20 protein-coding genes are annotated in these 23,431 nt (G+C 71.1%); 11 read left to right on the top strand and 9 right to left on the bottom strand.

Annotated features, from left to right (window positions below):
* The first annotated feature begins 21 nt into the window (after window positions 1-21).
* Window positions 22-351 (top strand): hypothetical protein, encoded by a 330-nt coding sequence (locus tag ABD798_RS24880; RefSeq protein ID WP_344879243.1) that lies wholly within the window; start codon window positions 22-24, stop codon window positions 349-351.
* Between the two features lie 127 nt (window positions 352-478).
* Here ABD798_RS24880 and ABD798_RS24875 read toward each other — a convergent pair whose 3' ends face one another.
* The 6 genes from ABD798_RS24875 to ABD798_RS24850 all read right to left on the bottom strand — a co-directional run bounded on the left by ABD798_RS24875 (window position 479) and on the right by ABD798_RS24850 (window position 5,965).
* Complete coding sequence (locus ABD798_RS24875; RefSeq protein WP_344879240.1) at window positions 479-1,711, bottom strand: hypothetical protein; 1,233 nt, start codon at window positions 1,709-1,711, stop codon at window positions 479-481.
* Window positions 1,708-2,868: a hypothetical protein gene (locus tag ABD798_RS24870; RefSeq protein ID WP_344879238.1), complete on the bottom strand. Its 1,161-nt coding sequence runs from the start codon at window positions 2,866-2,868 to the stop codon at window positions 1,708-1,710. The genes ABD798_RS24875 and ABD798_RS24870 overlap by 4 nt, the downstream gene beginning before the upstream one ends.
* Window positions 2,869-3,621: an ABC transporter ATP-binding protein gene (locus ABD798_RS24865; protein ID WP_344879235.1), complete on the bottom strand. Its 753-nt coding sequence runs from the start codon at window positions 3,619-3,621 to the stop codon at window positions 2,869-2,871. It abuts the gene before it with no gap.
* Window positions 3,622-3,628: 7 nt separating this feature from the next.
* On the bottom strand, window positions 3,629-4,474 hold the full coding sequence (locus tag ABD798_RS24860; protein WP_344879232.1) for a zf-HC2 domain-containing protein: 846 nt from the start codon (window positions 4,472-4,474) through the stop codon (window positions 3,629-3,631).
* Window positions 4,471-5,022, bottom strand: coding sequence for an RNA polymerase sigma factor (locus ABD798_RS24855; RefSeq protein ID WP_344879229.1), 552 nt, complete (start codon window positions 5,020-5,022; stop codon window positions 4,471-4,473). The genes ABD798_RS24860 and ABD798_RS24855 overlap by 4 nt, the downstream gene beginning before the upstream one ends.
* A 241-nt stretch (window positions 5,023-5,263) precedes the next feature.
* On the bottom strand, window positions 5,264-5,965 hold the full coding sequence (locus tag ABD798_RS24850) for a class I SAM-dependent methyltransferase (RefSeq protein WP_344879227.1): 702 nt from the start codon (window positions 5,963-5,965) through the stop codon (window positions 5,264-5,266).
* A 55-nt stretch (window positions 5,966-6,020) separates the two neighbouring features.
* On the opposite strand from ABD798_RS24850, the gene ABD798_RS24845 reads away from it, so the two are divergent.
* The 3 genes from ABD798_RS24845 to ABD798_RS24835 all read left to right on the top strand — a co-directional run bounded on the left by ABD798_RS24845 (window position 6,021) and on the right by ABD798_RS24835 (window position 10,348).
* Window positions 6,021-9,089, top strand: a complete 3,069-nt coding sequence (locus tag ABD798_RS24845) for a UvrD-helicase domain-containing protein (protein WP_344879224.1) — start codon at window positions 6,021-6,023, stop codon at window positions 9,087-9,089.
* On the top strand, window positions 9,089-9,862 hold the full coding sequence (locus ABD798_RS24840; protein WP_344879221.1) for a hypothetical protein: 774 nt from the start codon (window positions 9,089-9,091) through the stop codon (window positions 9,860-9,862). Before ABD798_RS24845 ends, ABD798_RS24840 begins: the two co-directional genes overlap by 1 nt.
* Before the next feature lie 327 nt (window positions 9,863-10,189).
* Window positions 10,190-10,348, top strand: a complete 159-nt coding sequence (locus ABD798_RS24835) for a hypothetical protein (protein WP_344879219.1) — start codon at window positions 10,190-10,192, stop codon at window positions 10,346-10,348.
* A 158-nt stretch (window positions 10,349-10,506) separates the two neighbouring features.
* On the opposite strand, the gene ABD798_RS24830 is transcribed toward ABD798_RS24835, so the two are convergent.
* Entirely contained in the window at window positions 10,507-11,496 is a 990-nt protein-coding gene (locus ABD798_RS24830) for a LysR family transcriptional regulator (protein ID WP_344879216.1), read from the bottom strand.
* A 103-nt stretch (window positions 11,497-11,599) separates the two neighbouring features.
* Here ABD798_RS24830 and ABD798_RS24825 point away from each other — a divergent pair, with 103 nt between their 5' ends.
* The 4 genes from ABD798_RS24825 to ABD798_RS24810 are packed head-to-tail and all read left to right on the top strand — an operon-like array spanning window position 11,600 to window position 16,788.
* A complete protein-coding gene (locus tag ABD798_RS24825; protein ID WP_344879213.1) occupies window positions 11,600-13,144 on the top strand; it encodes an aldehyde dehydrogenase family protein in 1,545 nt (514 codons plus the stop codon).
* On the top strand, window positions 13,145-14,299 hold the full coding sequence (locus ABD798_RS24820) for an NAD(P)/FAD-dependent oxidoreductase (RefSeq protein ID WP_344879210.1): 1,155 nt from the start codon (window positions 13,145-13,147) through the stop codon (window positions 14,297-14,299).
* Window positions 14,300-14,307: 8 nt separating this feature from the next.
* On the top strand, window positions 14,308-15,639 hold the full coding sequence (locus ABD798_RS24815) for a hypothetical protein (RefSeq protein ID WP_344879208.1): 1,332 nt from the start codon (window positions 14,308-14,310) through the stop codon (window positions 15,637-15,639).
* Between the two features lie 3 nt (window positions 15,640-15,642).
* On the top strand, window positions 15,643-16,788 hold the full coding sequence (locus ABD798_RS24810; protein WP_344879205.1) for a Glu/Leu/Phe/Val family dehydrogenase: 1,146 nt from the start codon (window positions 15,643-15,645) through the stop codon (window positions 16,786-16,788).
* Here the strand turns inward: ABD798_RS24810 and ABD798_RS24805 are convergent.
* Together ABD798_RS24805 and ABD798_RS24800 are read right to left on the bottom strand one after the other, a co-directional pair.
* A complete protein-coding gene (locus ABD798_RS24805; protein ID WP_344879202.1) occupies window positions 16,766-17,287 on the bottom strand; it encodes a hypothetical protein in 522 nt (173 codons plus the stop codon). The genes ABD798_RS24810 and ABD798_RS24805 overlap by 23 nt on opposite strands.
* Window positions 17,284-18,654: an FAD-dependent monooxygenase gene (locus ABD798_RS24800; protein WP_344879199.1), complete on the bottom strand. Its 1,371-nt coding sequence runs from the start codon at window positions 18,652-18,654 to the stop codon at window positions 17,284-17,286. The genes ABD798_RS24805 and ABD798_RS24800 overlap by 4 nt, the downstream gene beginning before the upstream one ends.
* Before the next feature lie 102 nt (window positions 18,655-18,756).
* Here ABD798_RS24800 and ABD798_RS24795 point away from each other — a divergent pair, with 102 nt between their 5' ends.
* The 3 genes from ABD798_RS24795 to ABD798_RS24785 all read left to right on the top strand — a co-directional run bounded on the left by ABD798_RS24795 (window position 18,757) and on the right by ABD798_RS24785 (window position 23,428).
* Window positions 18,757-19,365, top strand: a complete 609-nt coding sequence (locus ABD798_RS24795; protein WP_344879196.1) for a TetR/AcrR family transcriptional regulator C-terminal domain-containing protein — start codon at window positions 18,757-18,759, stop codon at window positions 19,363-19,365.
* Window positions 19,366-19,472: 107 nt separating this feature from the next.
* The gene (locus ABD798_RS24790) at window positions 19,473-22,202 is read left to right on the top strand and encodes a DEAD/DEAH box helicase (protein WP_344880959.1); all 2,730 of its coding nucleotides are present in this window, start codon (window positions 19,473-19,475) and stop codon (window positions 22,200-22,202) included.
* Entirely contained in the window at window positions 22,199-23,428 is a 1,230-nt protein-coding gene (locus ABD798_RS24785) for an SWIM zinc finger family protein (protein WP_344879193.1), read from the top strand. Before ABD798_RS24790 ends, ABD798_RS24785 begins: the two co-directional genes overlap by 4 nt.
* Window positions 23,429-23,431 lie beyond the last annotated feature (3 nt).

Raw genomic sequence — 23,431 nt, 5'->3', positions numbered from 1 at the left:
GCGGGAAAGGGTCTCCAAAAGATGCGCAAGATCTCCGCGTTCGCCGCCGCGACCGTCATCGCCGCCGGACTGTTCACCGTCGGGACCGGGGTCGCCTCGGCCGCCGGTTCGTGCACCGGGGTCGCCAACGCGGTGGCAGGCGTCCAGGTCGAGACCGTGCGCGGTCTGGACTGGGTCTGCCGGGGCAAGGGCGGCCAGTTCAGCAAGGGCTCGACCGCCGCGACGGTCACCGCGTGCTGGGGCAAGTCCGGTTACAAGGTGCAGCTCTACAACGGCTCCACGAAGATCGCCTGCCCCGCCCGGGGCAAGGAGGTCAAGAACTGGACCGGCTTCAAGGTCGTCAAGGCCTGAGCCGCTCCGACCTCGTTGTGGTCAGGCCACCAGCGCGGGCCTGACCACAACGGCGGATCTACGACGGCGAACAAGGTCGCCGGGTGAGCACGCTCGTCGGCCGCGCGGGCGCGGCCTGCTGCAGCCGTTACCGAAGGCTGCTCAGCTCGGCGCGGCCACAGGTTCGGAGGGCGCTCAGCGCACGACCCATCCAGGCGTTCTGCTCCGGCACGGGGAGCTGTTTCACCCGGGCGAGCCAGGCGGCGGCCTCTGGGGAGTGCCGCTCAGGTGAGAACTCCCCGACCCACCAGCCCTCAACGACGACAGTCAGCCACCCGGTGCCGACGCTGGCGCACGGGGAGTACAGGAGTCTGGAGACCATCGCGCGACGCAGTTCGGTGTCGTCGTGGCGGATGCGCCCGCTCCACGTGCGCACGTCGTCGGGCACCGAGATCGGCGCAGACACCCCCGCCCGCGTGCTCGGAAGTGCTTCCCTCGGCGCTCCCGGCACGTCGGCGACCCGAGCCAGCATCCGTCGAGCCGCGTCGGTGACCAGCGGCAACAGGCCCGCGTCTTCTCGTGTCACGCACACCTTCGGCACGCACACCAGCTCCGAAGCCCGGGGATCGACGCCGATGAAGTCCTCCACCGGGAGCAGGGACAGCGCCGTCCCGAGCACCACGGCCACCGCGACCGGTACGACGAGCCGCCCCGCCGCCACGACGGCCAGCAGCAGCACGATCACCGAGGCGAACCACGCGAGCTGGAGCAGTTGAGTGCAGGCCCACAGCTGGGCAGGCGGCCCGTTCAGCCACATGAAGGGCGGCAACGTGACGAGCTGCGCGGTGCCTCCGCCCAGCGACATCACCATCGGCTCGAACACCACGACCACGCCCAGTCCGACCACCGGGCCGACGAGCCGCCCGGGGATCGCCGATCCGAGAGCGACGCCCAGCGCCGCGTGCACCCCGACGCCGACGAACGCGCCCGCGATCATCCACGCCCACCCGCCGCCCAGGTAGTCGGCGTGCGGCGCGATCACCGCGACGTTGACGGCCAGCGTGACGAGCAGTCCGAGCCACGCCGCGCCCGTGATCGAACACCACGTGATCGCGATCCGCTTCCACGGCGCTCGTGGGGTGCTGGCCGACACCTCGTTGAGCCCGTGGTGACGGTCCCGGCCCGCCTGCCACGCGCCGAGCACCACCACGACCGGGCCGAGGACGAGCAGCATGCTGCGGAAGTCGACGGCGAAGCGCATCCACGGGCCGGGCCAGCCGTAGCCCTCGTCGTAGAGGAACAGAAGGCTCACCACAGCGGTGATCGCGGTGATCACCGGCCCGGTCCCGCGCCGGTACTCCGTCCACAGGACCCGGGTCATCGCAGCGCCGCCAACGCGGCGGCGTCGCAGCGCCGCAGCGCGCTCAAGTAGTCGCCGAACCACGTGCGCTGAGCCTCGGGGGAGAGCCGTTCCACCCTCGCCAAGGCTGCCTGCTCCTGGGGCGAGGACACGACACCTGTCCACCACGCCGAGGCGGCAGCCGACAGCTCGTCGTGGGCGGCGCACCGGGCGGTGACGACGGTCTGCACCAGCAAGCGCTTGTACCTGGGAGATTCGGGCTCGAAGAGCTGCTTGCCGTCCCAACCGGTGTGCATGCCGGTGACCCACAGGCTTGCGCCGGTGTTCGAGGGGGCGGCGGTGGTCGGCGCGCCAGGTATGCCCGCGACCTTGTCCAGCAAGGGTTTGGCGATCGCGAAGACCGTGTCGAGCGTGTGGACGGACGCGCGGGACGTGCAGACGGACTCTCGGCAGACCAGCTCCCCGGCACGCGGGTCGACCCGCCAGAACGAGGTCGTGTCGTCGAGGAACATCTGGCACACCAGAGCGGACGGCACCGCCAGCAACGCCATGCGGTGTCGCGAAGCCAACGTGATCAGGGCAAGCACTCCGATTCCGAGCGTGAGCGCGATCAGCGAGTGCGGCCCGGCATCCGGCGTCCAGTATCCGTCGAACGGCGGCCACCACCGGAACGGGCCGCGCCCCTCGCTCAGCACGACGTAGGCCGCCACCCCCAGGACGATCCCCAGCAGCGGCCACGGGAACACCACGCCGACCAACACCCCCAGCGCCGCGTCCGCGCCGATACCCAGGACGGTGATGATGAGCGGCCACCACCACCCCGGCGCCGCATACGCCCCGCGCGCCACCAGCAGCACAACGGCCACACCAACGACCAGGGCCACGCCAAGCGCACCACCGAGAACGATCGATGCCCAGGTCAGTCCCCGTCTGCGCCACGCGGCTCTCGCCGAGGAACCCAGTTGGTCGTCCATGTCGCGACGGCGTTCGCGGCTGGCCTGCCACACCGCGGCGGTGAACACCAGCGGTGCGATCGGTGCCGTGAGAACCTCCGTCGCCGAGTCCAACCACGACCCGGGGAACCGCAAGACCAGCCCGAACAGTCTGAGCCAGACCAGCGCCGCGACGGTGAGGGTGAGCAGCGGCCCCGCTCCGCGCCGGTACTCGGTGAGCAGCACTCAGCTCGCCGCTCGGAAGGCGCGCAGGACGCTGGTGTAGCCGCGCTCCACCGGGGTGTCGCCGTCGCAGTCGGGGTCACCCGCGGCGATGAGCTGCGCGGGGGTGCCCTGGAACACCGACTGCCCGGAGTCGATCAGCGTCACCGCGGTGCACGCGGCCGCCACGTCCTCGATGAGGTGGGTGCTGGTGATGACGCAGTTGTCCCGGCCGATGTCGCGCAGCAGCACCCGGAAGTCCATCCGCTGCTCCGGGTCGAGGCCCGCCGTCGGCTCGTCCAGCAGCAGCACCTCGGGGTCGTTGACGATCGCCTGGGCGATGCCGACGCGCCGGAGCATGCCGCCGGAGAGCGTCTTGAGCCGGTCGTCGGCGCGCTCGCCCAGCCCGACGCGCTCGATCGCCCGGTCCACCGCGTCGCTGAGCCGCCCGCGCGGCACCTCTTTGAGCCAGGCGAAGTACTCGACGAACTCGCGCACGGTGAAGCGCGGGTAGAAGCCGAAGGCCTGCGGCAGGTAACCGATGCGCCTGCGCACCGACCGCAGTCCCGCCTCCGAGCTGAGCGGGTCACCCAGCACGGTGAGCGTTCCGGAGTCCGGCCGGTTCACCGTGGCCAGCATGCGCATGAGGGTGGTCTTGCCCGCGCCGTTCGGCCCGAGCAGCCCGTGCACCCCGGTGCCGAAGCTCAGCGTGAGTCCCTTGATCACCTGGCGCCTGCGGTAGCCGAAGACCAGCTTGTGCGTCTTTACCTGCGGCATGACGGCCTCAGCTCCTGACAAGTTGCGGCGCGTAGGTGAACGAGCGTCGGCGCAGCAGCACCGTCGCCGACGACAGGATGATCACCGGCACCCACACCACCGGCAACGGCGAGGCCAGCACCTGCGGGACCGTCTTCACCAGCAGCGGCACCACGCACGCGGTCAGCCAGCCGCCACCGACCACCAGTGCCGCGTGCCGCAGCTGGACGACCGAGCCCAGCGCGAGGGTGAGCGAGGTCAGCCCGAGCCCCGGCAACAAGGTCAACACCGGGGTTCCGCGCTCGGTGAACAGGCCGATGACCAGCGTCGCGGGCACGACCGTGACCAGCACGAGCAGCGTTCTGATCAACAGCAGCCGAAGTCCGCCGAGCGGGGTGCTCCCGGTCATCTCGTGACAGGGGTCGATCCACGGTCCGTAGGACAGCGCCACCCCGGCGATCTGCAACAACGGCGCCACCAGCACGACGTAGGAGCCGTGGGCGAACCACCACGTGCCCGGCTCGCCGAAGCCCTTGGACAGCGGCGAAGCGTCCAGCAGGCTCGCCGCGACCAGCACCAGGCCCAACGCCAGCAACCAGCTCGACCGTGCTCCGGGAGCGCCGCGCAGCACCAGGAAGAACTGGCGCGTCCACCCCATCGGAGCGCGCCGCGCTGGCAGGTCCAGCTCGATCCGCTCGCGCACCAGGTCCACCGTCGCCGACGCGGGGGTGCCCGCGCTCGCCCTGGTCAGCGCCGCCCGGCAGTCCGCGCAAGCCACCAGGTGCGCCTCAACGGACCAGCTGTCCACGTCGGAGAGGTCTTCGACGGCGTAGGCGACCAGCGTCGGCTCGGGAACGTGCCACTGCCGACTCATGACATTGCCTCCCTGAGGCTTCCCCTGGCCCGCCGGGCCCTTGTCTTGACCGTTCCCTCCGGGATGCCCAGCAGGACGGCGGCCTCCTTCGAGGTCAGGCCGTCGAGCACCGTCGCCTGGAGCACCTCGCGCAGCTCCGGCGCGAGCCCTTTGAGCGCCGACGCCAGCCGCGCGTCGTAGAGCGGCGCCATCACCTCGTCCTCGGCGGAGGGAGCGGTGAGCACGCCCTCCTCGGGTTCGCCGACCGACTCGACCCGGCGCGAGCGCCTGCGCACGGCGTCGATGAGCCTGCTGCCCGCGATCGTCCACAGCCACCCCGCGACCTCGCCGCGCCCAGCATAGGAACCCGCCGAACGCCACACGGTGAGGAAGGTGTCCTGCAACGCCTCGGCGACCAGGTCCTCGTCGCGGGCGCGCCTGCGCAGGCGCAGGGTGATCCAGGTGGCGTGGCGGCGGTACAGCTCGTCGAACGCCGCGCGGTCACCCCGCACGACCCCGCGCAGCAGCACGGCGTCGTCGGCGGAGGTGACGTCGTGTCGATCCCTCACATCAGGTGTGGACGTACGTCAGGGCCGTGATGGTTCTGGCCGGGACACGTACTCCGACCGGCGATCGTGGTCGTCATGGTCAACGAAGGTCCCACTCTGCTCGCCGAATGCCTCGCCGTGTCCCGCGATCGGGTGGGAGGAAAAGCGGCGACGATGCTGGTGTGGCTCTCCGACCGGGCCGCCCACCGGCGTCCAGGGCACCAGCACCGTCACCGCAGCTGTAGTACCACAGGCGTAGTACTTAGCCTCTGATCAGCACTAACGCCTGGTTCTCGTTGGGGTCGCTCGTCCCCTCCACCGTGAGCACCCGCGACCGGACACCCTCGGCGGCCAGGGTCTCCAGCAGCTCCGCCAGCCTCGGATAGGGCACTCCGGAGGAGTCGGTGAGCGGGTGCAGGCGGACCTCGGGAGCCACGCGCAGCAGCTCCCGCAGCGCCGCGAGGTGGAAGGCGTGGTCGAACTGGTCGGCGTAGGTGAACAGCAGGAAGCCCGACAGCGCCAGCGCGAAGCTGTCGTCCTCGAAGGGCAGTTCGGGCAGCAGTGCCGCGCGGTAGTGGCCGGTGCCCTCGGCTCGGTCGCGGGCGAAGTCGGCGAGGAACCGCTTCGCCGAGTCCTGCCACACCGGCGAGTGCTCCCACACGCCGTCCTCGTCGAAGGTGAAGCGGCCGGGCTGCGTCCTCGCCCACTCGATCACCTGGGTCAGGCCGGCGTCGATCGTCGCGGTCAGGTCCTCGACGGAGAGGTTGTACGAGGGGTCCACGCTGACCGCCCGCCCGCCGCGCGCACGCAGCTCCGAGGCGAAGTCGGCGGCGCCGCCGGGGCAGTCCAGCACCGGACCGGCCAGCAGGTCGTCCTCGGTGACGGCGAACTGGCTCAGGTAGTTGGCGAAGGTGCGCGAGCTGATCAGCACCGGGCCCACCAGCGACCGGGGTTCCTGTGTCATGGGCGAGATCCTGCCAGTGCGGGGGACTGTCAGTCCCCTCTGCGAAGATCACGCGGTGCGCTTCTACGCCGACCTGCACATCCACTCGAAGTACTCCAGGGCGTGCAGCCGCAACTGCGACCTGCACCACCTGACCAAGTACGCCCGGCTCAAGGGGATCTCCCTGGTGGGCACGGGCGACTTCACCCACCCCGCGTGGTTCGAGCACCTCCAGGAGTGCCTGGTGCCCGCCGAGCCGGGGCTGTTCCGCATGCGCGAGGACGTGGACCGCGACATCCGCCGCGCGGTACCGCCGAGCTGTGCCGGCGGCGAGGTCCGCTACATGCTCTCGGTGGAGATCTCCACGATCTACAAGCGCGGCGACCGCACCCGCAAGGTCCACCACCTCATCTACATGCCGGACTTCGAGTCGGCGGCGGAGTTCAACGCGCGCCTGGGCCGGATCGGCAACCTGGGCTCCGACGGCCGCCCCATCCTCGGCCTGGACTCCCGCGACCTGCTGGAGATCACCCTCTCCAGCGGCTCCGGCGGCTACCTGGTGCCCGCGCACATCTGGACGCCGTGGTTCGCCGCGCTCGGTTCGAAGTCCGGGTTCGACGCGATCGCGGACTGCTACGTGGACCTGGCCGAGCACATCTTCGCCGTGGAGACGGGCCTGTCCAGCGACCCGGCGATGAACTGGCAGGTCTCCGGCCTGGACAAGTACCGCCTGGTCAGCAACTCCGACGCGCACTCCCCGCCGATGCTCGGGCGCGAGGCCACGGTCTTCGACACCGGTATGGACTACTTCGCGATCCGCCGCGCGCTGGAGACCGGCGACGGCTTCGGCGGCACCGTGGAGTTCTTCCCCGAGGAGGGCAAGTACCACCTCGACGGGCACCGCAAGTGCGACGTGCGGATGGAGCCGGAGCAGACCCGCGCGCACGGCTCGATCTGCCCGGAGTGCCGCAAACCGCTGACCGTGGGCGTGCTCAACCGGATCTCCGAGCTGGCCGACCGGCCGTACGGCACGCGGCCCGAGGGCGCGGCGAGCTTCCGCAACCTGATCCCGCTGCCGGAGATCATGGGCGAGATCCTCGGCGTCGGCCCCAAGAGCAAGAAGGTGCAGGCCGAGGTCGCCGCGCTGACCGCGGCGCACGGGCCCGAACTGTCCATTTTGGACGATGTGCCGCTCGACGACCTGAGCGCGTCCTCGACCCTGGTCGGCGAGGCGATCGCCCGGCTGCGGCGCGGTGAGGTGATCCGCGACTCCGGCTACGACGGCGAGTACGGCGTGATCAAGCTCTTCGAGCCCGGCGAGCTGGACCGCGTCAAGTCCAGGGCCAACCCCAGCCTGTTCGACCTGGATGCGGCGCCGGAGCCTGCTCCAGCGCCCAAGGTCTACGCCGCGCCCGCGCCGGTCGAGGTGCCCGTGGTCGAGGCGCCCGCGCGTTCGGCTCGGGTTTCCGACAGCACGTTGCTGGGCGGGCTCGACGCGGACCAGCGCGCCGCTGCCGAGCTGACCGACGGCCCGTCGCTGATCATCGCCGGTCCGGGCACGGGCAAGACCCGCACGCTGACCCACAAGATCGCGCACCTGGTCACCGCGTGCGGTGTCCCGGCTCAGCAGTGCCTGGCGATCACCTTCACCCGCCGCGCCGCCGAGGAGATGGCCGAGCGGCTGGGCGCGCTCGTCCCGGAGCACGCCGCCAAGCTGACCATCGCGACCTTCCACTCCCTCGGTGTGCGAATCCTGCGCGAGCACCACGCGCTCGTGGGCCTGACCTCGCGTTTCTGTATCGCTGACGAGGCCGCGCAGCTCGCCGTGCTGACCGAGCTGCTGGAGGACGAGAAGGCGGCCAAGCGCGCTCTGTCGGAGCTGTCCGCGCTGCCCGCCGACGCGGAGCTGGCCGACCGCTACACCAAGGCGTTGCGCGCGAAGGACCTGGTGGACTTCGACGAGCTGATCGCGCTGCCCGTGCGGCTGCTGGAGTCCTCGCCGGAGGTCGCCACGCTCTACCGCGAGCGCTTCCAGTGGATCTCCGTCGACGAGTACCAGGACGTCGATGAGACCCAGTACCGGCTGTTGCGCCTGCTCGCGCCGGAGAACGGCAACCTGACCGCGATCGGCGACCCCGACCAGGCGATCTACCGCTTCCGGGGCGCCGACGTCGGGTTCTTCCTGCGGTTCCAGCAGGACTACCCCGGCGCGCGGACCGTGCAGCTGACCCGCAACTACCGCTCCGGCCCGCACATCCTGGCCGGGGCGGTGCAGGCGATCACCCCGACCACGCTCGTGCCCGGTCGCGAGCTGACGCCCGCAGGGCACCACCCCGAGCCCGCGCTGATCGGGCTGCACCACGCCACCGACGAGCACGGCGAGGCCGCGTTCGTGGCGCGCACGATCGATCAGCTGCTCGGCGGCTCGTCCTTCCACTCGTTGGACAGCGGCCGCGTGACCGGCGACGGCAGCCAGGGGCTGGGCTTCGCCGACTTCGCGGTGCTCTACCGCACCGACGCGCAGGCCAAGGCGATCATGGAGGCGCTGACCAGGGCGGGCGTGCCGTTCCAGAAGCGCTCGCACGACCGCCTCGCCGACCGTCCCGGCGTCCGCGAGATCGTCCGCGAACTGCACTTCGAGGGCACCTCCGGCAGCGTCATCGAGCGCATCCACCAGGCCGCGACGCCCGAGGCGCACGCCGCGATCGACCTGCTCGCCCCGCTGGCGCGCCGCTGCGGGGACGACATCGAGCGCTTCCGCACCGAGATCGCGCTGGGCGCCGAGGTCGACACGTGGGACCCGAAGGCCGACCTGGTCACGCTGCTGACCTTGCACGCCGCGAAGGGCTTGGAGTTCCCCGTCGTGTTCATGGTCGGCTGCGAGGACGGCCTGCTGCCCATGCGGTGGCCCGGCGCCGAGCCGGACCAGGAGGAGGAGAACGAGGAACGGCGGCTGTTCTTCGTCGGCATGACCCGCGCGCAGCGGCACCTCTACCTCAGCCACGCCGCGCAGCGCGTGCGCCAGGGCTCTTCGCGGCCCATGCCACCGTCGCCGTTCCTCTCGGACCTGGACTCCGACGTGGTTGAGCGCATCGGCGACGCTCAGCCTCCGCGCCGCAAGGCCACGCAGCTCAGGTTGCTGTAGTGGACTTCCTGGTCGATGTGATCACTTCGGGCACCGTGCGGGGAGCCGACGCGTACTGCACGCCCGAGGAGGTCGCGGAGATCCTCGGCACGGACTTCGTGGTGAACCGCAGCCGCCGCTCCCTGACCCACGCCTACTCGGTTGCGGAGTTCTCGTGGACTCGCAGCACTCCACAGGACCCGTGGCTGGGCTGGACCTTCAAGGTCGTTCCGCCGGAGCAGCTGCTGTTCTCCTCCGTGCACGCGGCGGTCTCGGCGCGCGGGTTCTCGTTGCAGCCCGTTCCGAATGGCTGGTGGCAGCCCGACGCCGCCGTGCTGATCGTGGTGGACGACGGGCGCGTTCGCGGTGTCTGGGCTCCCCACCAACCGCGCCCGACCAAGGAGTTCCCCAGCCTGAACAAGCAGGCTGTCACCCATCTCCGCTCCGCGACCCCCGCCGAGCGCGAATCGTGGCTGGCCAAACGCCGCCCCACACCGGAGGACTCCGCCGAGTGGTGGCGGACCCTGCTCGCCACGATCCGCATCCGCGAGCAGGAGCACCACGGCCCCGCGTGGCCCTGGCTCCCGCTCTACCGCTGGGCCCTCACCCACGCCGACCTCCCGGCCCACGAACGCGCCCTGCTCTTGTCCGCCGCGGCCCCCGCCGAAGCGGTTTCCTTGTGCGAGTCCGCCCTCCCACCCATCACCACCGGCACCACCCCCGAGGCCGTCCGCTCCACGCGCATCCGCCGCGCCCTCCAAGCCGCGCTCGGGCTTCCCGCGAGCCGGAGGTGATCCAGCCACGAATCGCTAACGAACAGGTGTTTCCGCTTCGGTAACCGCCGGAGCGCGGCGCATGCTTGTTTCAGCTTCAACAACAAACCTCCCGGGAAGTCCACTGTGGACTTGCCGGTCGGGTTGTCACGATGACGACAGCAGGGTGCGGCAGGGGTGCCCTCCTGGCGTTGCGCCATTGGTGGGGCGTGATCGTGACACCACTCCGGCCGTTCGGGCCTCCTTCTCGTGTCGGGTAAGGGGGCCCGAACGGTCGTATGTAAGGGGTCGTAAGGCCCGAAGCACGTGATCGTCCGATGTCCGGCCCCACGCCTTACGGCAACTCTGGTGACCACACCGAGAGCGAAGGGGTCCGAGATGGACATGTGGAGCCAGGAACAGGTCAAGGCCGAGGTCGCCTACCGCCGCGAGCGCGCGCTGCGCACCGGCCGCCGCGTCCGCGTCGCCGCCAAACGGCGTTGGTGGGTGCGGGGGAAGGCCACCTAGCGCGTCTGACCGCGCACCACCCGGCCGCTGGGGAAGATCGGGCCCCAGCGGCCATTTTTATGCCCCGAGGGGTTCAGCGGTCTTCAAGACCACCCAACCCCCACCCCAGCCGTCTCCAACGACAGCAAACCCCCGTCAGGCCGCTGGGTTTGCGGCGGTTAACGATGATCAACAGGAGGGTTTGTGGGTCTTGAAGACACCCCAACCGTCGGCGGCACCGTCGCTCGCGTGGTGGGGGTGAGGAAGTCGCTGGCCACGGCCTCGCACGCGGCGGTCAAGGCGGCGAGCGCGGGTGGCAGCAGCGGGTTGGTGTTCGCGGTGCGGTGCAGCGCGAGGACGGTGCGCCGCACGGGGTTCCCGAACGGTCGGAGTGCGCGGAGCCCCTCGGAGGGCTGGTGGCCCAGAGCGGGCACGAGCGCCACGCCGACGCCCGCGGACACCAAGCCTTGGACGACGTCGTAGTCGTTGCTGCGGTGGGCGATGCGCGGCACGAAGCCGTGAGCGGCGCACAACCTCAACAAGCACGTCGAGCCCGCTGAGCCGTCGCGGCTGGCGATCCACGTGGCCTCGCGCAAGGACTCCAACCGCACGCGCGCGCCCTGGGCCGCAGTGTGCGAGCTGGGCAGGAGCACGACGAGCGACTCCTCCAGCAGCGCGGTCGCGGTCAGCTCGTCGGGCCAGCTGCGGGGCACGAGGTCGTAGGCGTAGACCAAAGCGATGTCGAGGTCTCCGCGCAGCACGGCGGGCAGGCAGTCGTCGGGCTCGCTCTCGTCGAGCAGGATCTCCGCCTCGGGCCGGTCACGGGTGAGGCTGGCAATCGCGTGCGGCACGACGCGCGCGCCCGCGGTGGGGAAGGTGCCCAACCGCAGCCGTCCGAGCCGCCCGGAGGTGAACGCGCCGATCTCCTCCTGCAAGCCCTCCAGAGCGGCGAGGAGTTCGGCGCCGCGCTCGGCGATGAAGTGGGCGGCGTCCGCGGTGCGGACGCTGTGCGCGGACCGCTCGAACAGGGGGAGGCCGATCGCTCGTTCGAGGGCGGAGATCTGTTGGGACACCGCCGACGGCGTGTAGCCGAGCTCGCGGGCGGCCTCGGCGAAGGACCCGGTGCGGACCACGACGGACAGCGTGCGCAGGTGCAACGGGTTGAGCATCAGCACAACTTACGCTCAAGGCCATCAGCTCGTGGTCTGCTCCCTCTTGGCGTGGCCGGGCTCCACCGCCAAGGTGGGGTGAGGCCCCCAGGAAGGACTTTCCGTGTCTCGTCTTGCCTCCGTTGTCGCAGGCGCCCCTGTTCCCGGCACTGCCGTCTACCGCTCGACCAGCTCCGCCGACACCGCTGACCTGGTCGCGGAGGTCGAACTGGGCGACGCGGGGACCTTCGTGAAGGCGGCTGAGGCGGCCAAGGCGGCGCAGCGGGAGTGGGCGCGGGTCCCGGCTCCGGTGCGCGGTCAGGTGATCGCCAACATCGGCCGGCTGGTGTCGGCGAACGCGGACGCGCTGGCGCGGCTGGTGACCCGTGAGATCGGCAAGCCGCTGGCGGAGGCGCGTGGCGAGGTGCAGGAAATCGTGGACACCTGCGACTTCTTCCTGGGGGAGGGCCGTCGCCTGTACGGGCAGACGGTGCCCTCGGAGATGCCGGACAAGCAGCTGTTCACCTTCCGCGCGCCGGTGGGCGTGGCGGCGGTGATCACGGCGGGGAACTTCCCGGTGGCGGTGCCGTCCTGGTACTTGGTGCCCGCGCTGTTGTGCGGCAACGCGGTGGTGTGGAAGCCCGCCGAGTACGCCTCCGCGAGCGCGAAGGCGGTGTTCGACCTGTTCACGCGCGGTGGTCTGCCCGAGGGGGTGCTGAACCTGGTCTTCGCCGAGGGGTCGGAGACCTTCAGCGGTCTGGAGCGCTCGCTGGAGCACGGACTGGTGCAGAAGGTCGGCTTCACCGGCTCGACCGAGGTGGGTTCCCGGGTCGGTGAGCTGTGCGGGCGACACCTCCAGACCCCGTGCTTGGAGCTGGGCGGCAAGAACCCGATGGTGGTCACCGAGGACGCGAACCTGGAGTTGGCGGTGGAGGGCGCGTTGTTCTCCGGCTTCGGCACCGCCGGGCAGCGCTGCACCTCGCTGGGCACGGCGATCGTGCACGAGTCGGTGCACGCGGAGTTCCTGGACCGCCTGGTCGCGGCGACCGAGGCGGCGCGCGTGGGCGATCCGGCGCAGGAGGTCCTGTTCGGGCCGTTGCTGGACGCGCGCTTCGCCGAGAACCACGAGCGGCACCTGGGCTGGATCGGCGAGCACCACCGCGTGCTGGGCTCCACGGGCACGGGGCGGATCACCTCGGCCAACCCGCGCAAGGACTTCGTCGGAGATCCGGAAGCCGGGCTGTTCTACCACCCGGTGATCGTGGACGGGGTGCGCTCCGACGACCGGATCTTCCTGGAGGAGACCTTCGGCCCGCTGATCGGCGTGACGACCTACCGCGAGCTGGACGAGGCGGTCGAGCTGGGCAACCTCCCCGGCTACGGCCTGTCGTGCTCGATCTACACCACCGACCCGGCGAAGGCCTTCCGCTTCCGCGACGGCATCGGCGCGGGCATGGTCAGCGTGAACAACTCGACCTCGGGCGCGGAGGCGCACCTGCCCTTCGGCGGCAACGGGCGTTCGGGCAACGGCTCGCGCCAGTCCGGGGTGTGGGTGCTGGACCAGTTCACCCGCTGGCAGTCGATGAACTGGGACTACTCCGGCAAGTTGCAGAAGGCGCAGATGGACGTGCTGGAGGTCTCCGCCGACCTGGACTTCCGGCTGTCCTAAGTGGACACATCAGCGGCGGTGGTGATCATCGGCGGTGGGGTGATGGGCGTGAGCATCGCCTTCCACCTCGCCGAGGCCGGGGTGCGCGACGTGCTGCTGCTGGAGCGCGCGGAGCTGGGGTCGGGCTCGACGTGCAAGGCGGCGGGCGGGGTCCGTGCCCAGTTCTCCGACGAGATCAACATCGCACTGGGCGCGCGCAGCCTCGCCGCGTTCGCCCGCTTCACCGAACGCCCTGGTCAGGAGATCGATCTCCAGCGCGACGGCTACCTCTTCCTGCTGTCGCGGTCGGAGGACGTGGCCGCGTTCGAGCGGAACGTGGCGTTGCAGAACTCCCTGGGCGTGCCCAGCCGCATGATCGACATCGACGAAGCTCGGCGGTTGTCCCCGCTGATCGACACCGACGGGCTGCTGGCGGCGGCGTTCTCCCCGGAGGACGGGCACTGCACGCCGGAGTCGGTGGTGCTCGGCTACGCCACGGCCGCGCGGCGGCTTGGGGCGCGGTTACGCACGCACGTCACCGTGACCGGCATCGGCACCGCTGGCGGCGAGGTGCGCGCGGTGCACACCGACCAGGGCTCGATCGCCACGAACACCGTGATCTGCGCGGCGGGAGCGTGGTCGCGCGAGGTCGGCGCGATGGCTGGCGTGGAGCTGCCGGTGACGCCGTTGCGGCGGCAGGTCCTGGTCACCGAGCCGATCTCCGACCTGCCGCCGGAGCTGGCGTTCACCATCGACTTCGCGAGCACCTTCTACTTCCACCGCGAGGGACGCGGGCTGCTCATGGGCATGTCCGATCCCGACCAGGAGCCCGGCTTCCACCTGCACCGCGACGACGCGTGGCTGCCGGGGTTGGCCGAGGCGATGCGGCGGCGCGCGCCGGGTCTGCTGGACGTGGGCGTTGCCTCGGGGTGGGCCGGGTTGTACGAGGTCACCCCCGATCACAACGCGCTGATCGGCGAGGACGCCTCGGTCGGCCGTTTCCTGTACGCGACCGGCTTCTCCGGGCACGGGTTCCTCCAGGGACCCGCGGTCGGCGAAGTGGTACGCGATCTCTACCTCCGACGAACTCCGGTGATCGACGTGAGCAGCCTCAGCGCCCAGCGCTTCAGTGCTGGATCACGCAACGCGCACCGGCCCGAACTCAACTGCGTGTAGGAGTGGTGATGGCGGAGTTCACGTGGGAGTTGCAGCCGAGGGCGGAGGCCCTGGTCGACGAGCTGGTCGACGCGGCGGTGCTCAACAGTCCCCGGTTGTCGGCGCTCGCGCGGAGCCTGGGCGCGCGGACCTCGACGCGGTTGCAGGACTGGCTGGACCACATCGGCGGCCCGGTCTCCGACGAGCAGTTGATCGAGGTCGGCTACGTCGAAGTGCTGCCTGACCTGTGGCGGCACCCCGGCGCGCAGCTGCCCGCGATCGTGCCTGGCGATCGGCGCCTGGTGGCGTTGCGGGTGGACGACGCGGGGGTGTTCGCGGTCGCGCAGGGCTCGGCGGCCGGCGTGCAGGGCAGCCCGCGCTCGGGATACCGCAGTGCGGTGGTCTCCGGCTCCGACGCCGTGGTGATCGCGGGCGTGGAGCGGCGGTCGTGGTCGTGCGGGATCACTCCGCAGGAGTTCGACCCGGGCGAGGTGTTGCGCTCGGCGCAGGCGTGGCGGCTGCTGGCGGAGCGCCCGCGCGGCTCGGGCGGGCCGGAGCAGGTGAGCGCGGCGACGGAGCTGATGGGCCAGGTGGTGAAGCTCGTCGGCGAGGACCTGGCGGCGAGCTACTTCCTGGAGCTGGAGCGGCAGTACTGGCAGCGCCGCAACACAGCTGCGGTACTCCAGCACTCGCGCCAGGACCGCCTCGGGCTCGGCTGGGGCAACAACGACCACCACACGTTCCGCTCCAGCCGGGCATGCTTCGATCGGTTGATCACCCTGCTCACGACCTTGGGTTTTGCCGTGCGGGAGCGCTTCTACGCGGGCGCTGAGGCGGGCTGGGGCGCGCAGGTGCTGGAGCACCCCGGCTGTGGTGGAGTGATCTTCGCTGACGTCGACCTCAACCCGTCCGACGTGGACCTGGACTTCGCGCACGTCGAGCTTCAGGAGGGCGGCAAGCTCGGCACGGTCGGCCTGTGGTGCGCTCTGCACGGCGAGTCGATCCTGGCAGCGGGCATGCACCACCTGGAGGGCCAGTTCGACTTCGACCGGCTGCGCGAGGACCTCGGCGTGCTCGGCGTCGGCCACATGAAGCCGTTCTCCGACTTCCCGCACCTGCGGCAGGCCTTCACCGAGGCGGAGCGCTGGCCCGTGCGGCAGCTGCGCCTGGCCGAGCTGGTCGCGGCCGGGCAGATCAGCGAGGAGACCGCCGAGGAGTTCGGCAGGCTCGGCGCCGCGGGCTCGCACCTGGAGAACCTGGCTCGGCGTGGCGGCTTCAAGGGCTTCAACCAGCACAACGTGTCGACGACGATGCGCGCGACCGACCCCCGGATCTACCGGCCCGTGAACGCGGGTGAGTGAGCCGTGTTCGAGCTGATCGACGAGTGGGGCCCGGAGAAGGTCGTCGTCGTGTCGGACTCGCGCACCGGGATGCGCGGAGCGCTGGTGATCGACAACACCGCGCGCGGCATGGGCAAGGGCGGCACGCGGATGAGCCCGACGGTGTCGGTGGCCGAGGTGGCGCGCCTGGCTCGGGTGATGACGTGGAAGTGGGCCGGGGTCGACCTCTTCTACGGCGGCGCGAAGGCCGGTATCCGCTTCGACCCGGCCTCGCCGGACAAGGAGGCGGCGCTGCGGGCGTTCGTGCGGCGGCTGTCGAACGAGGTCCCGCGCGAGTACGTGCTGGGCCTGGACATGGGCTTGACCGAGCGTGATGCGGCGATCGTGCAGGACGAGCTCGGTGATCGCGGAGCGGCCGTCGGAACGCCCGCTGAGCTGGGCGGAGTGCCCTACGACGAGCTGGGCGTGACCGGGTTCGGCGTGGCGGAGACGGCGTGCGCGGCCTCGGCGGTGATCGGGGTGCCGTTGGCCGGGGCGCGGGTGTCGGTGCAGGGCTTCGGCGCGGTCGGCTGGGCGGCGGCCAGGCGCTTCGCTGAGCTGGGCGCGTCGGTGGTCGCGGTGTCCACTGTGGAGGGTGTGCTGCACGATCCGTCCGGTTTGGACCTCGCGCGGTTGCTGGAGCTGCGCGCGGAGCACGGGGACGCGGTGGTGCGCTCCTACGGCGGCACGGTGCTGGCCTCGGGCGAGGAACTGCTGGTGGACGCGGAGGTGCTGGTGCCCGCCGCGGTGCAGGACGTGATCTCCGAGGAGCTGGCCGGGCAGGTCAAGGCCCGGCTCGTGGTGGAGGGCGCGAACCTGCCGACCACGCCCGCCGCGCAGCAGGTGCTGGCCGAGCGCGGGATCGCGGTGGTGCCGGACTTCGTGGCCAACGCCGGTGGTGTGGTGGCGGCGGGCTTCGCGATGGACGCGCGCTACTCCGCGTTCCGCCCGGAGCCCGCCGAGATCTTCGCGACGATCTCGGCGAAGCTGCGCGCCAACACCGAGCTGGTGCTGGCCGAGGCGGCTCGTCGGCGGTGCACGACGCACGTGGCGGCGCGGGAGCTGGCTCAGGGCCGGGTGCGCACCGCGATGGAACTACGGGGTCGGATCAGTACGCGCACTGGAGGGTGAAGTCGTCCAGCCGGACCCACTCGCCGTCGAAGCCCCGGTTGTTGTCCTGGATCTCGTAGCGGAAGTTCAGCGTCTTGTAGCCCTGGATGTCGACGTCGACGGTGATGGGCTCGTAGCCGCTGCCGTAGTGCAGGGACGCGTGCATGGTCGTGTAGAGGTGGCCTTCGGAGTCGGTGACGACGACACGGTCGATCTCGGTGCTGCGGTTGTTGAGCGCGTTGGCGTAGATGCGGGCGGTGCAGATGCTCGGCCCGTTGGTGCCGGTCGCGACGTTGATGTCGACGGAGGCGTTGCCCAGCGAGTTGCCGGTGTGCAGCCACGCGTTGTTCTGGCCGGTCCTGGCGTTGCCGATGTTGTAGTCGAACCCGGCGTGGTTGACCGCGCGCCACTTGGTCGCGGGGGAGCCCTCGAAGCCGTCCTGGAACTGGCGCACTCCGGCGTGCGCGGTCCCGGTGAACAGCAGCAGTGTGGTGGCGAGGGAGAGGGCCGTGATCTTCATGCCCCCAGGCTGGCCTGCGGTTCGCGTGCTGCCAATGGGCGAAGGTGCAGCCTTAGGTGCCGCAGGTACTCGGTCACCTCGTCGAGGTCGTCGGTGCTGATCGCGACGTGGCGGTCGGGGCGGACCAGGACGTACTCGCAGCCGTAGTGCTCGCGCAGCTCGTGCCCGGTGCCGAGGGTGAGCAGCGTGAAGTCCGGGCCGTGGACGGGCGCGGGGACGCGGTCGCCGCCGTGCTCGCCGCGCGCGAGGGAGCTGCCTCGGTAGGTGAGGTGCAGCTGCTGGGTTTCCTTGCCGCGCTTGAAGCCGTCGGCCTCGCCGCGGACGTTCTTGCCGAGCAGGTCGGTGCTGAGCCCGAGCACGCTGGCGGCGATGGGCAGGCGTTCTTCCTCGTAGGTGTCCAGCAGAACATCCGGTGAGCCGTTGAGGACTGCGGCGAGCTTCCACCCGAGGTTGTAGGCGTCCTGCACGCCGGTGTTGAGGCCTTGGCCGCCGGTGGGTGGGTGCACGTGCGCGGCGTCTCCGGCGAGCAGGACGCGGCCGACGCGGTAGGTGTCGACCATGCGCGCGTTGGAGCGGTAGACCGAGGTCCACGTGGGGTCGGTGAGGGTGACGTCCGTGCGGCCGGTGCGCTCGTGGAGTGCGTTGCGCAGGTAGTCCGCCGAAGATTCGCTCGCGGGATCGAGCAGTGACGCCGTGAGGTCGGGGTGCTCGTCCGGGCGCAGGCCGATCATGAGCTGGAAGCGGTCGGGCGCGCCGGGCAGGGGGCAGATGCCGATCATGGTGGGCTTCGCCTGGGGCCAGATGTGCCAGCGCTCGCGGTCCAGTCCGCGTGAGGTGACGTCGGCGATGACCATGCGCATCTCCTCGACGGGGTGGCCGTGGAAGGCGAGGCCGAGGTGCTTGCGCACGAAGCTGTGCCCGCCGTCGGCGCCGATGAGGTAGTCCGCGTGGATCTCGGTGTCGTTGACCGTGGCGGTGAGGCCGTCGTCATTCTGGGTGAAGCCGGTCAGTTCGCGGCCGAGTTCGACGTGCACGCCGTAGGTGGCGAGCTTGGCGCGCAGGATCGCCTCGAACTCGCCTTGGCCGAGCATCCAGGGCTTGGCGGCGTCGTCCTCGTGCATCGAACGGTCGGCGTGCCCGTCTGGGCCGTGCACGCGCAGCAGCGGGTAGGGGCAGCCCGAGGCGAGGACCTCCTCCAGCACGCCCAGATCGGCCAGTACTTCGAGGGTGCGGGGTTGCAGGCCCTTGCCGCGCGAGCCGACGAAGTGGTGGCCGGCCTTGTCGATGACGCGGACGTCGACGCCACGCCGGGCGAGGTCGATCGCGAGGGTGAGGCCGGTGGGCCCGGCTCCGGCGATGAGGATCACGACAGCTCCTTAACGTCATTAAATTTAACGTCGTTAAGGGTTACTTGAATGCTGTTAAGGTGTCAAGCCCCGAGCCCGTGACCACGACTGCGAGGACGCCGGATGGCCCTGGACCGCGACACCGTCGTGCGCACGGCGCTGCGTGTGCTGGACGAGGTCGGCATCGACAACCTGACGCTGCGCCGCATCGCCACCGAGCTCAACGTCCAGGCCCCCGCCCTGTACTGGCACTTCAAGAACAAGCAGGAGCTGGTCGACGAGATGGCCAGCACCGTGCTCGCCGAGGCTGTCGGTGCCGCGGAGTACGGTGAGGACTGGGCGGAGCTGCTGGTCAACTACGGTCGGGCGTTGCGCGGGGCACTGCTGAGCCACCGCGACGGCGCCAAGGTCTTCAGCGGCACCTACCTCACCCGAACCGATGTCTACAAAGGACAGGAGCAGGCGCTGCGCGTGGTCACCGACGCCGGTTTCTCCCTGGCCGAGGCAGTCGCCGGGCTGATGACCGTGCACTGCTACGCCACCGGCCACGCCGTGGAGGAGCAGGCCAGCACCGACGACCCGCGCTACGACCCGCGGGCGCGCGCCGAGCGCGTCGGTGACGAGCTGCCCCTGGCCCAGGCCGCCGGCGAAGGACTCTTCGAGAAGCCGGACGAGCGCTTCGAGCGCGGTCTGGCACTGATCGTGAACGGAATGCGGAAGGCGAGGGTGTGACCCGCTCCCACCAGTCCAGCCTGCTCAACCTGACCGCCGCGCAGATCGCGGAACTCAGCCGCTGCGCCGTGGTGTTCGAACCGGTCGACCCGCCGAGGTCGAGCCAGATGGCGTTCTGGTGCCCGGACGGCTCCGAGCCCCCTGAGCTGGGCGAACCCGGCACGCTCACCGTCGGCCTGCCGACCGGGGAGATCGACACCGTCCCGGCGCGGCGGCTCTACGTCGCCGAGTCCGTCCCGGTGCTCACCCGCGCGCGCTCGGCCGTGGCGGCGCACCCGGCGACCCGCTTCTGGGGCACGGCGGCCGTGCTGGCGTTGCAGTTCACCGCGCGCGGCCGGGTGCTGCCATGGGTGACCGACGACGACAACGACGCGTGGCGGATCGCCCAGCTCACCAGCGAGGACCTCGCGCAGGTGCGCCAGCTCGCCGACGCGATGCCCGCCGAGGCGCGCGCCACGCCGACCGAGTCCGCGGAGCTGCCCGCCGCCGAGCCGTTGCTGCGCGGGTTCCTGGACGCGGTCGCCGACGGGCTCCCGCGCACCGCGGCGTCGATCTTCGTCTCCGGCAAGCACGAGTTCGCCAAGGGCCCGCCGTTCCGCCCCAGCGAGGCCCGCAAGGTCCCGCAGCTGCGGAAATGGGCCAACGAGATCGCTGCCGGGCGCGATGACGGACTGCGGGTGTCACTGCGCGTGGAGGTCGCGAGCGGCGACTACGAGCGCGGTCGCTTCCACGCGGTCGTGCAGGTGCACAGCCTCGGCGATTCCTCCCTGGTGGCCGACGCGGCGCGGCTGTGGGCCGACCCCGACCACCCCTTCGGCGCGCAGGCGCACGTGGACGTGATGCTCGCCGTGCGCCGAGCCGCGCGCGCGTGGACTCCGCTGGAGAGCCTGCTCGCGTCCTCGGTCCCCGACGAGCTGGAGCTGGGTGACGAGGAGGTCGTGGACCTGCTCGGCGTCGGCGCGGCGCGGTTGGGCGCGGTCGGTGTGGACGTGCACTGGCCGAAGGAGCTGGCCCGCGAGCTGAGCGCGCACACCGTGGTCGGTGACGCCAAGCGCCAGCCCAAGGACATGGCCGCCTTCTTCGGCCGCGGCAGGCCGTTGAGCTTCAACTGGCGGCTCGCGCTCGGCGACACGCCGCTGACGCCGGAGGAGATGGACCAGCTCGCCGAGGCGCACCGGCCGGTCGTGCGGTTGCGCGACCAGTGGGTGCTGGTCGATCCGGCGCTCGCGGCGAAGGCCCGCAACCGCAAGATCAAGTCGCTGCCCCCGGTCGCCGCGCTCGGCGCCGCTCTGACCGGCACGGCGGAGGTCGACGGCGCGCTGGTCCCGGTCGCCACGACCGGCTGGCTGGAGGCCCTGCGCGAGCGGATCGCCGTCCCCGACGCCGATGTCACCGCCGATGGCACCGCCGGGGACGGCGCGATCGAGCAGCCCGCCGCGTTGCAGGCGAAGCTGCGCGACTACCAGCTGCGCGGTCTGCGGTGGCTGGACAGGATGAGCTCGCTCGGGCTGGGCGCGTGCCTGGCCGACGACATGGGCCTGGGCAAGACGATCACGGTGATCGCGCTGCACCTGCACCGCGCGGCCACCGCGCCCACGCTGGTGGTGTGCCCGGCCTCGCTGATGGGCAACTGGGAGCGCGAGATCGCCCGCTTCGCCCCCGGCACGCCCGTGCGGCGCTTCCACGGCGGCAACCGCACCCTCGACGGCGCCGACGGCGGGTTCGTGCTGACCACCTACGGGACGATGCGGCTGGACTCCGAGCTGCTGGCCGCGCACGAGTGGGACCTGGTCGTGGCCGATGAGGCCCAGCACGTGAAGAACCACCGCTCCAGCACGGCGAAGGCGCTGCGGGAGATCCCCTCGGCCGCGCGCGTGGCGCTGACCGGTACGCCGGTGGAGAACAGCCTGGCCGAGCTGTGGGCGATCCTGGACTGGACGACCCCCGGGCTGCTGGGCGGGCTGAGCGCCTTCCGGGGGCGGTGGGCCAAGCGGATCGAGGGCGAGCGCGACCAGGCGGTTGCCGAGCGCTTCGCCCGGCTGATCGCGCCGTTCCTGCTGCGGCGGCGCAAGTCCGATCCGGGGATCGCGCCCGAGCTGCCGCCGAAGACCGAGACCGACCACTCGGTGCCGCTGACCAAGGAGCAGGCCGCGCTCTACGAGGCGGTGGTGCGCGAGACGATGGCCGAGATCGCCGAGGTGGGCGGGATGACCAGGCGCGGGTTGATCATCAAGCTGCTGACCTCGCTCAAGCAGGTGTGCAACCACCCCGCGCACTACCTCGCCGAGGACGCCTCCCGGCTGGCCGGGCGCTCGGGCAAGCTCGACCTGCTCGAGGAGCTGCTGGCCACGATCCTCGCCGAGGGCGGATCGGTGCTGGTGTTCACCCAGTACGTCGCCATGGCCCGGTTGCTGGAGTCGCACCTGGCCGCGCGCGGGGTGTCGGCGCGGCTGCTGCACGGCGGTACCCCGGTGGCCGCCCGCGATGAGCTGGTCAAGGACTTCCAGGACGGAAAGATCCCGGTGTTCCTGTTGTCGCTCAAGGCCGCGGGCACCGGGCTCAACCTGACGCGCGCCGATCACGTCGTGCACTTCGACCGCTGGTGGAACCCGGCGGTGGAGGAGCAGGCCACCGACCGCGCCTACCGCATCGGCCAGACCCGGCCGGTGCAGGTGCACCGCTTCGTCTCCGAGGGCACGATCGAGGACCGCATCGCCGAGATGCTCACCGCCAAGCGCGAGCTGGCCGAGGCGGTGCTCAGCGGCGGCGAGTCGGCGTTGACCGAGCTGAGCGACGTGGAGCTGGCGAACCTGGTCGAGCTGAGGAGCGCCCGATGAGAACCGCCGCACGCGGGTTCCCCTCCTTCGGCCGCATCCCGCGCAAGCTCGGCCCGATCGCCGCCACCTCCTGGGGCAGGGCGTGGAACGCGGCCATGGAGGACGTGGCCGTCGACGAACAACCGCTCAAGGACGGGCGCAAGCTCGCCCACACCGGCGTCATCGGCCCGATCACCCTCAGCCCCGGCCTGGTGCGCGCCGAGATCGGCGACGGCGGCGAGCTGCTGGGCACGCTGATCGAGCTCCCGACGATGACCGACCGCGCGTGGGAACTGGTGCTGGAACAGATCTCCGCCCGCGCCGGGCACGTCGCGGCGCTGCTGGACGGCGAGCTGTCCGGGGAGCTGATCACCGAGCTGGCCGAGGCCGGGCTGCCGCTGGTGCCGTTGCCGTCCGAGCTGGAGCCGGAGTGCGACTGCTCCATGGGCTACGAGATCCCGTGCAAGCACGCGGCCGCGCTGAGCTACCAGGTGTCGTGGCTGCTGGATGCCGAACCGTTCCTGCTGATGCTCCTGCGCGGCATGGACCAGCAGGAACTGACCCGGCGGCTGAGCTCGCGCAAGCGCCCGCGCGCCCGGCCGCGCCGCGGCACCTCGATCGCCGCCGCCTACAAGCGCGAGCCCGGGCCGCTGCCGGAGATCTCCGCCGAGCCGCCCACCGGCCCCTACCCGGTGGTGGACATCGAGCCCCCGCCCGGACTGCCGGACTTCCTGGTGCCGCGCATGTTCGCCAACGCGGTGTGGCAGGCCCGCGACCTGCTGGGCGACCTCGTCAACGCCGAACCGACGCCGTGGATCGAGATGTACCAGGACAACGTGCGCCTGTCGGTGCTCTACCCGGAGCTGATCGCCGACCACCTGGGCTCGCACGAGACCGCGGCGGCCTGGCGCCTCGGCGGCCGCGCGGGCCTGGCGGTGGAGAAGGAGAAGCGCAAGCTCACCCCGACGGAGCTGGCCAAGGCGCGGGCCGCGCTGGAAGCCGCTGAGCTGGGTGAGTTCGAGGTGGGCAAGGAGTGGGGCGAGCCGTGCAACCACTTCACCTTCACCGGCCAGCGCAGGCAGCTGCGCCTGGGCGAGGACGGCCTCTGGTACTCCTACTACGACATGAAGGGCTGGGGCCAGTGGCTCATGGCGGGCCCGCCCGACCGGGACCCGGCGGTGGCCTTCGACGTGCCACCGCCGGACAAACCCAAGCGCGCCCTCAGGAGGCGCCTGCCCAAGTGCTAGCCC

This window comes from Allokutzneria multivorans (assembly GCF_039537405.1).
In the GTDB taxonomy this organism is placed as follows: Bacteria; Actinomycetota; Actinomycetes; order Mycobacteriales; family Pseudonocardiaceae; genus Allokutzneria; species Allokutzneria multivorans.
This window is presented reverse-complemented; position numbering and strand designations above follow the sequence as displayed.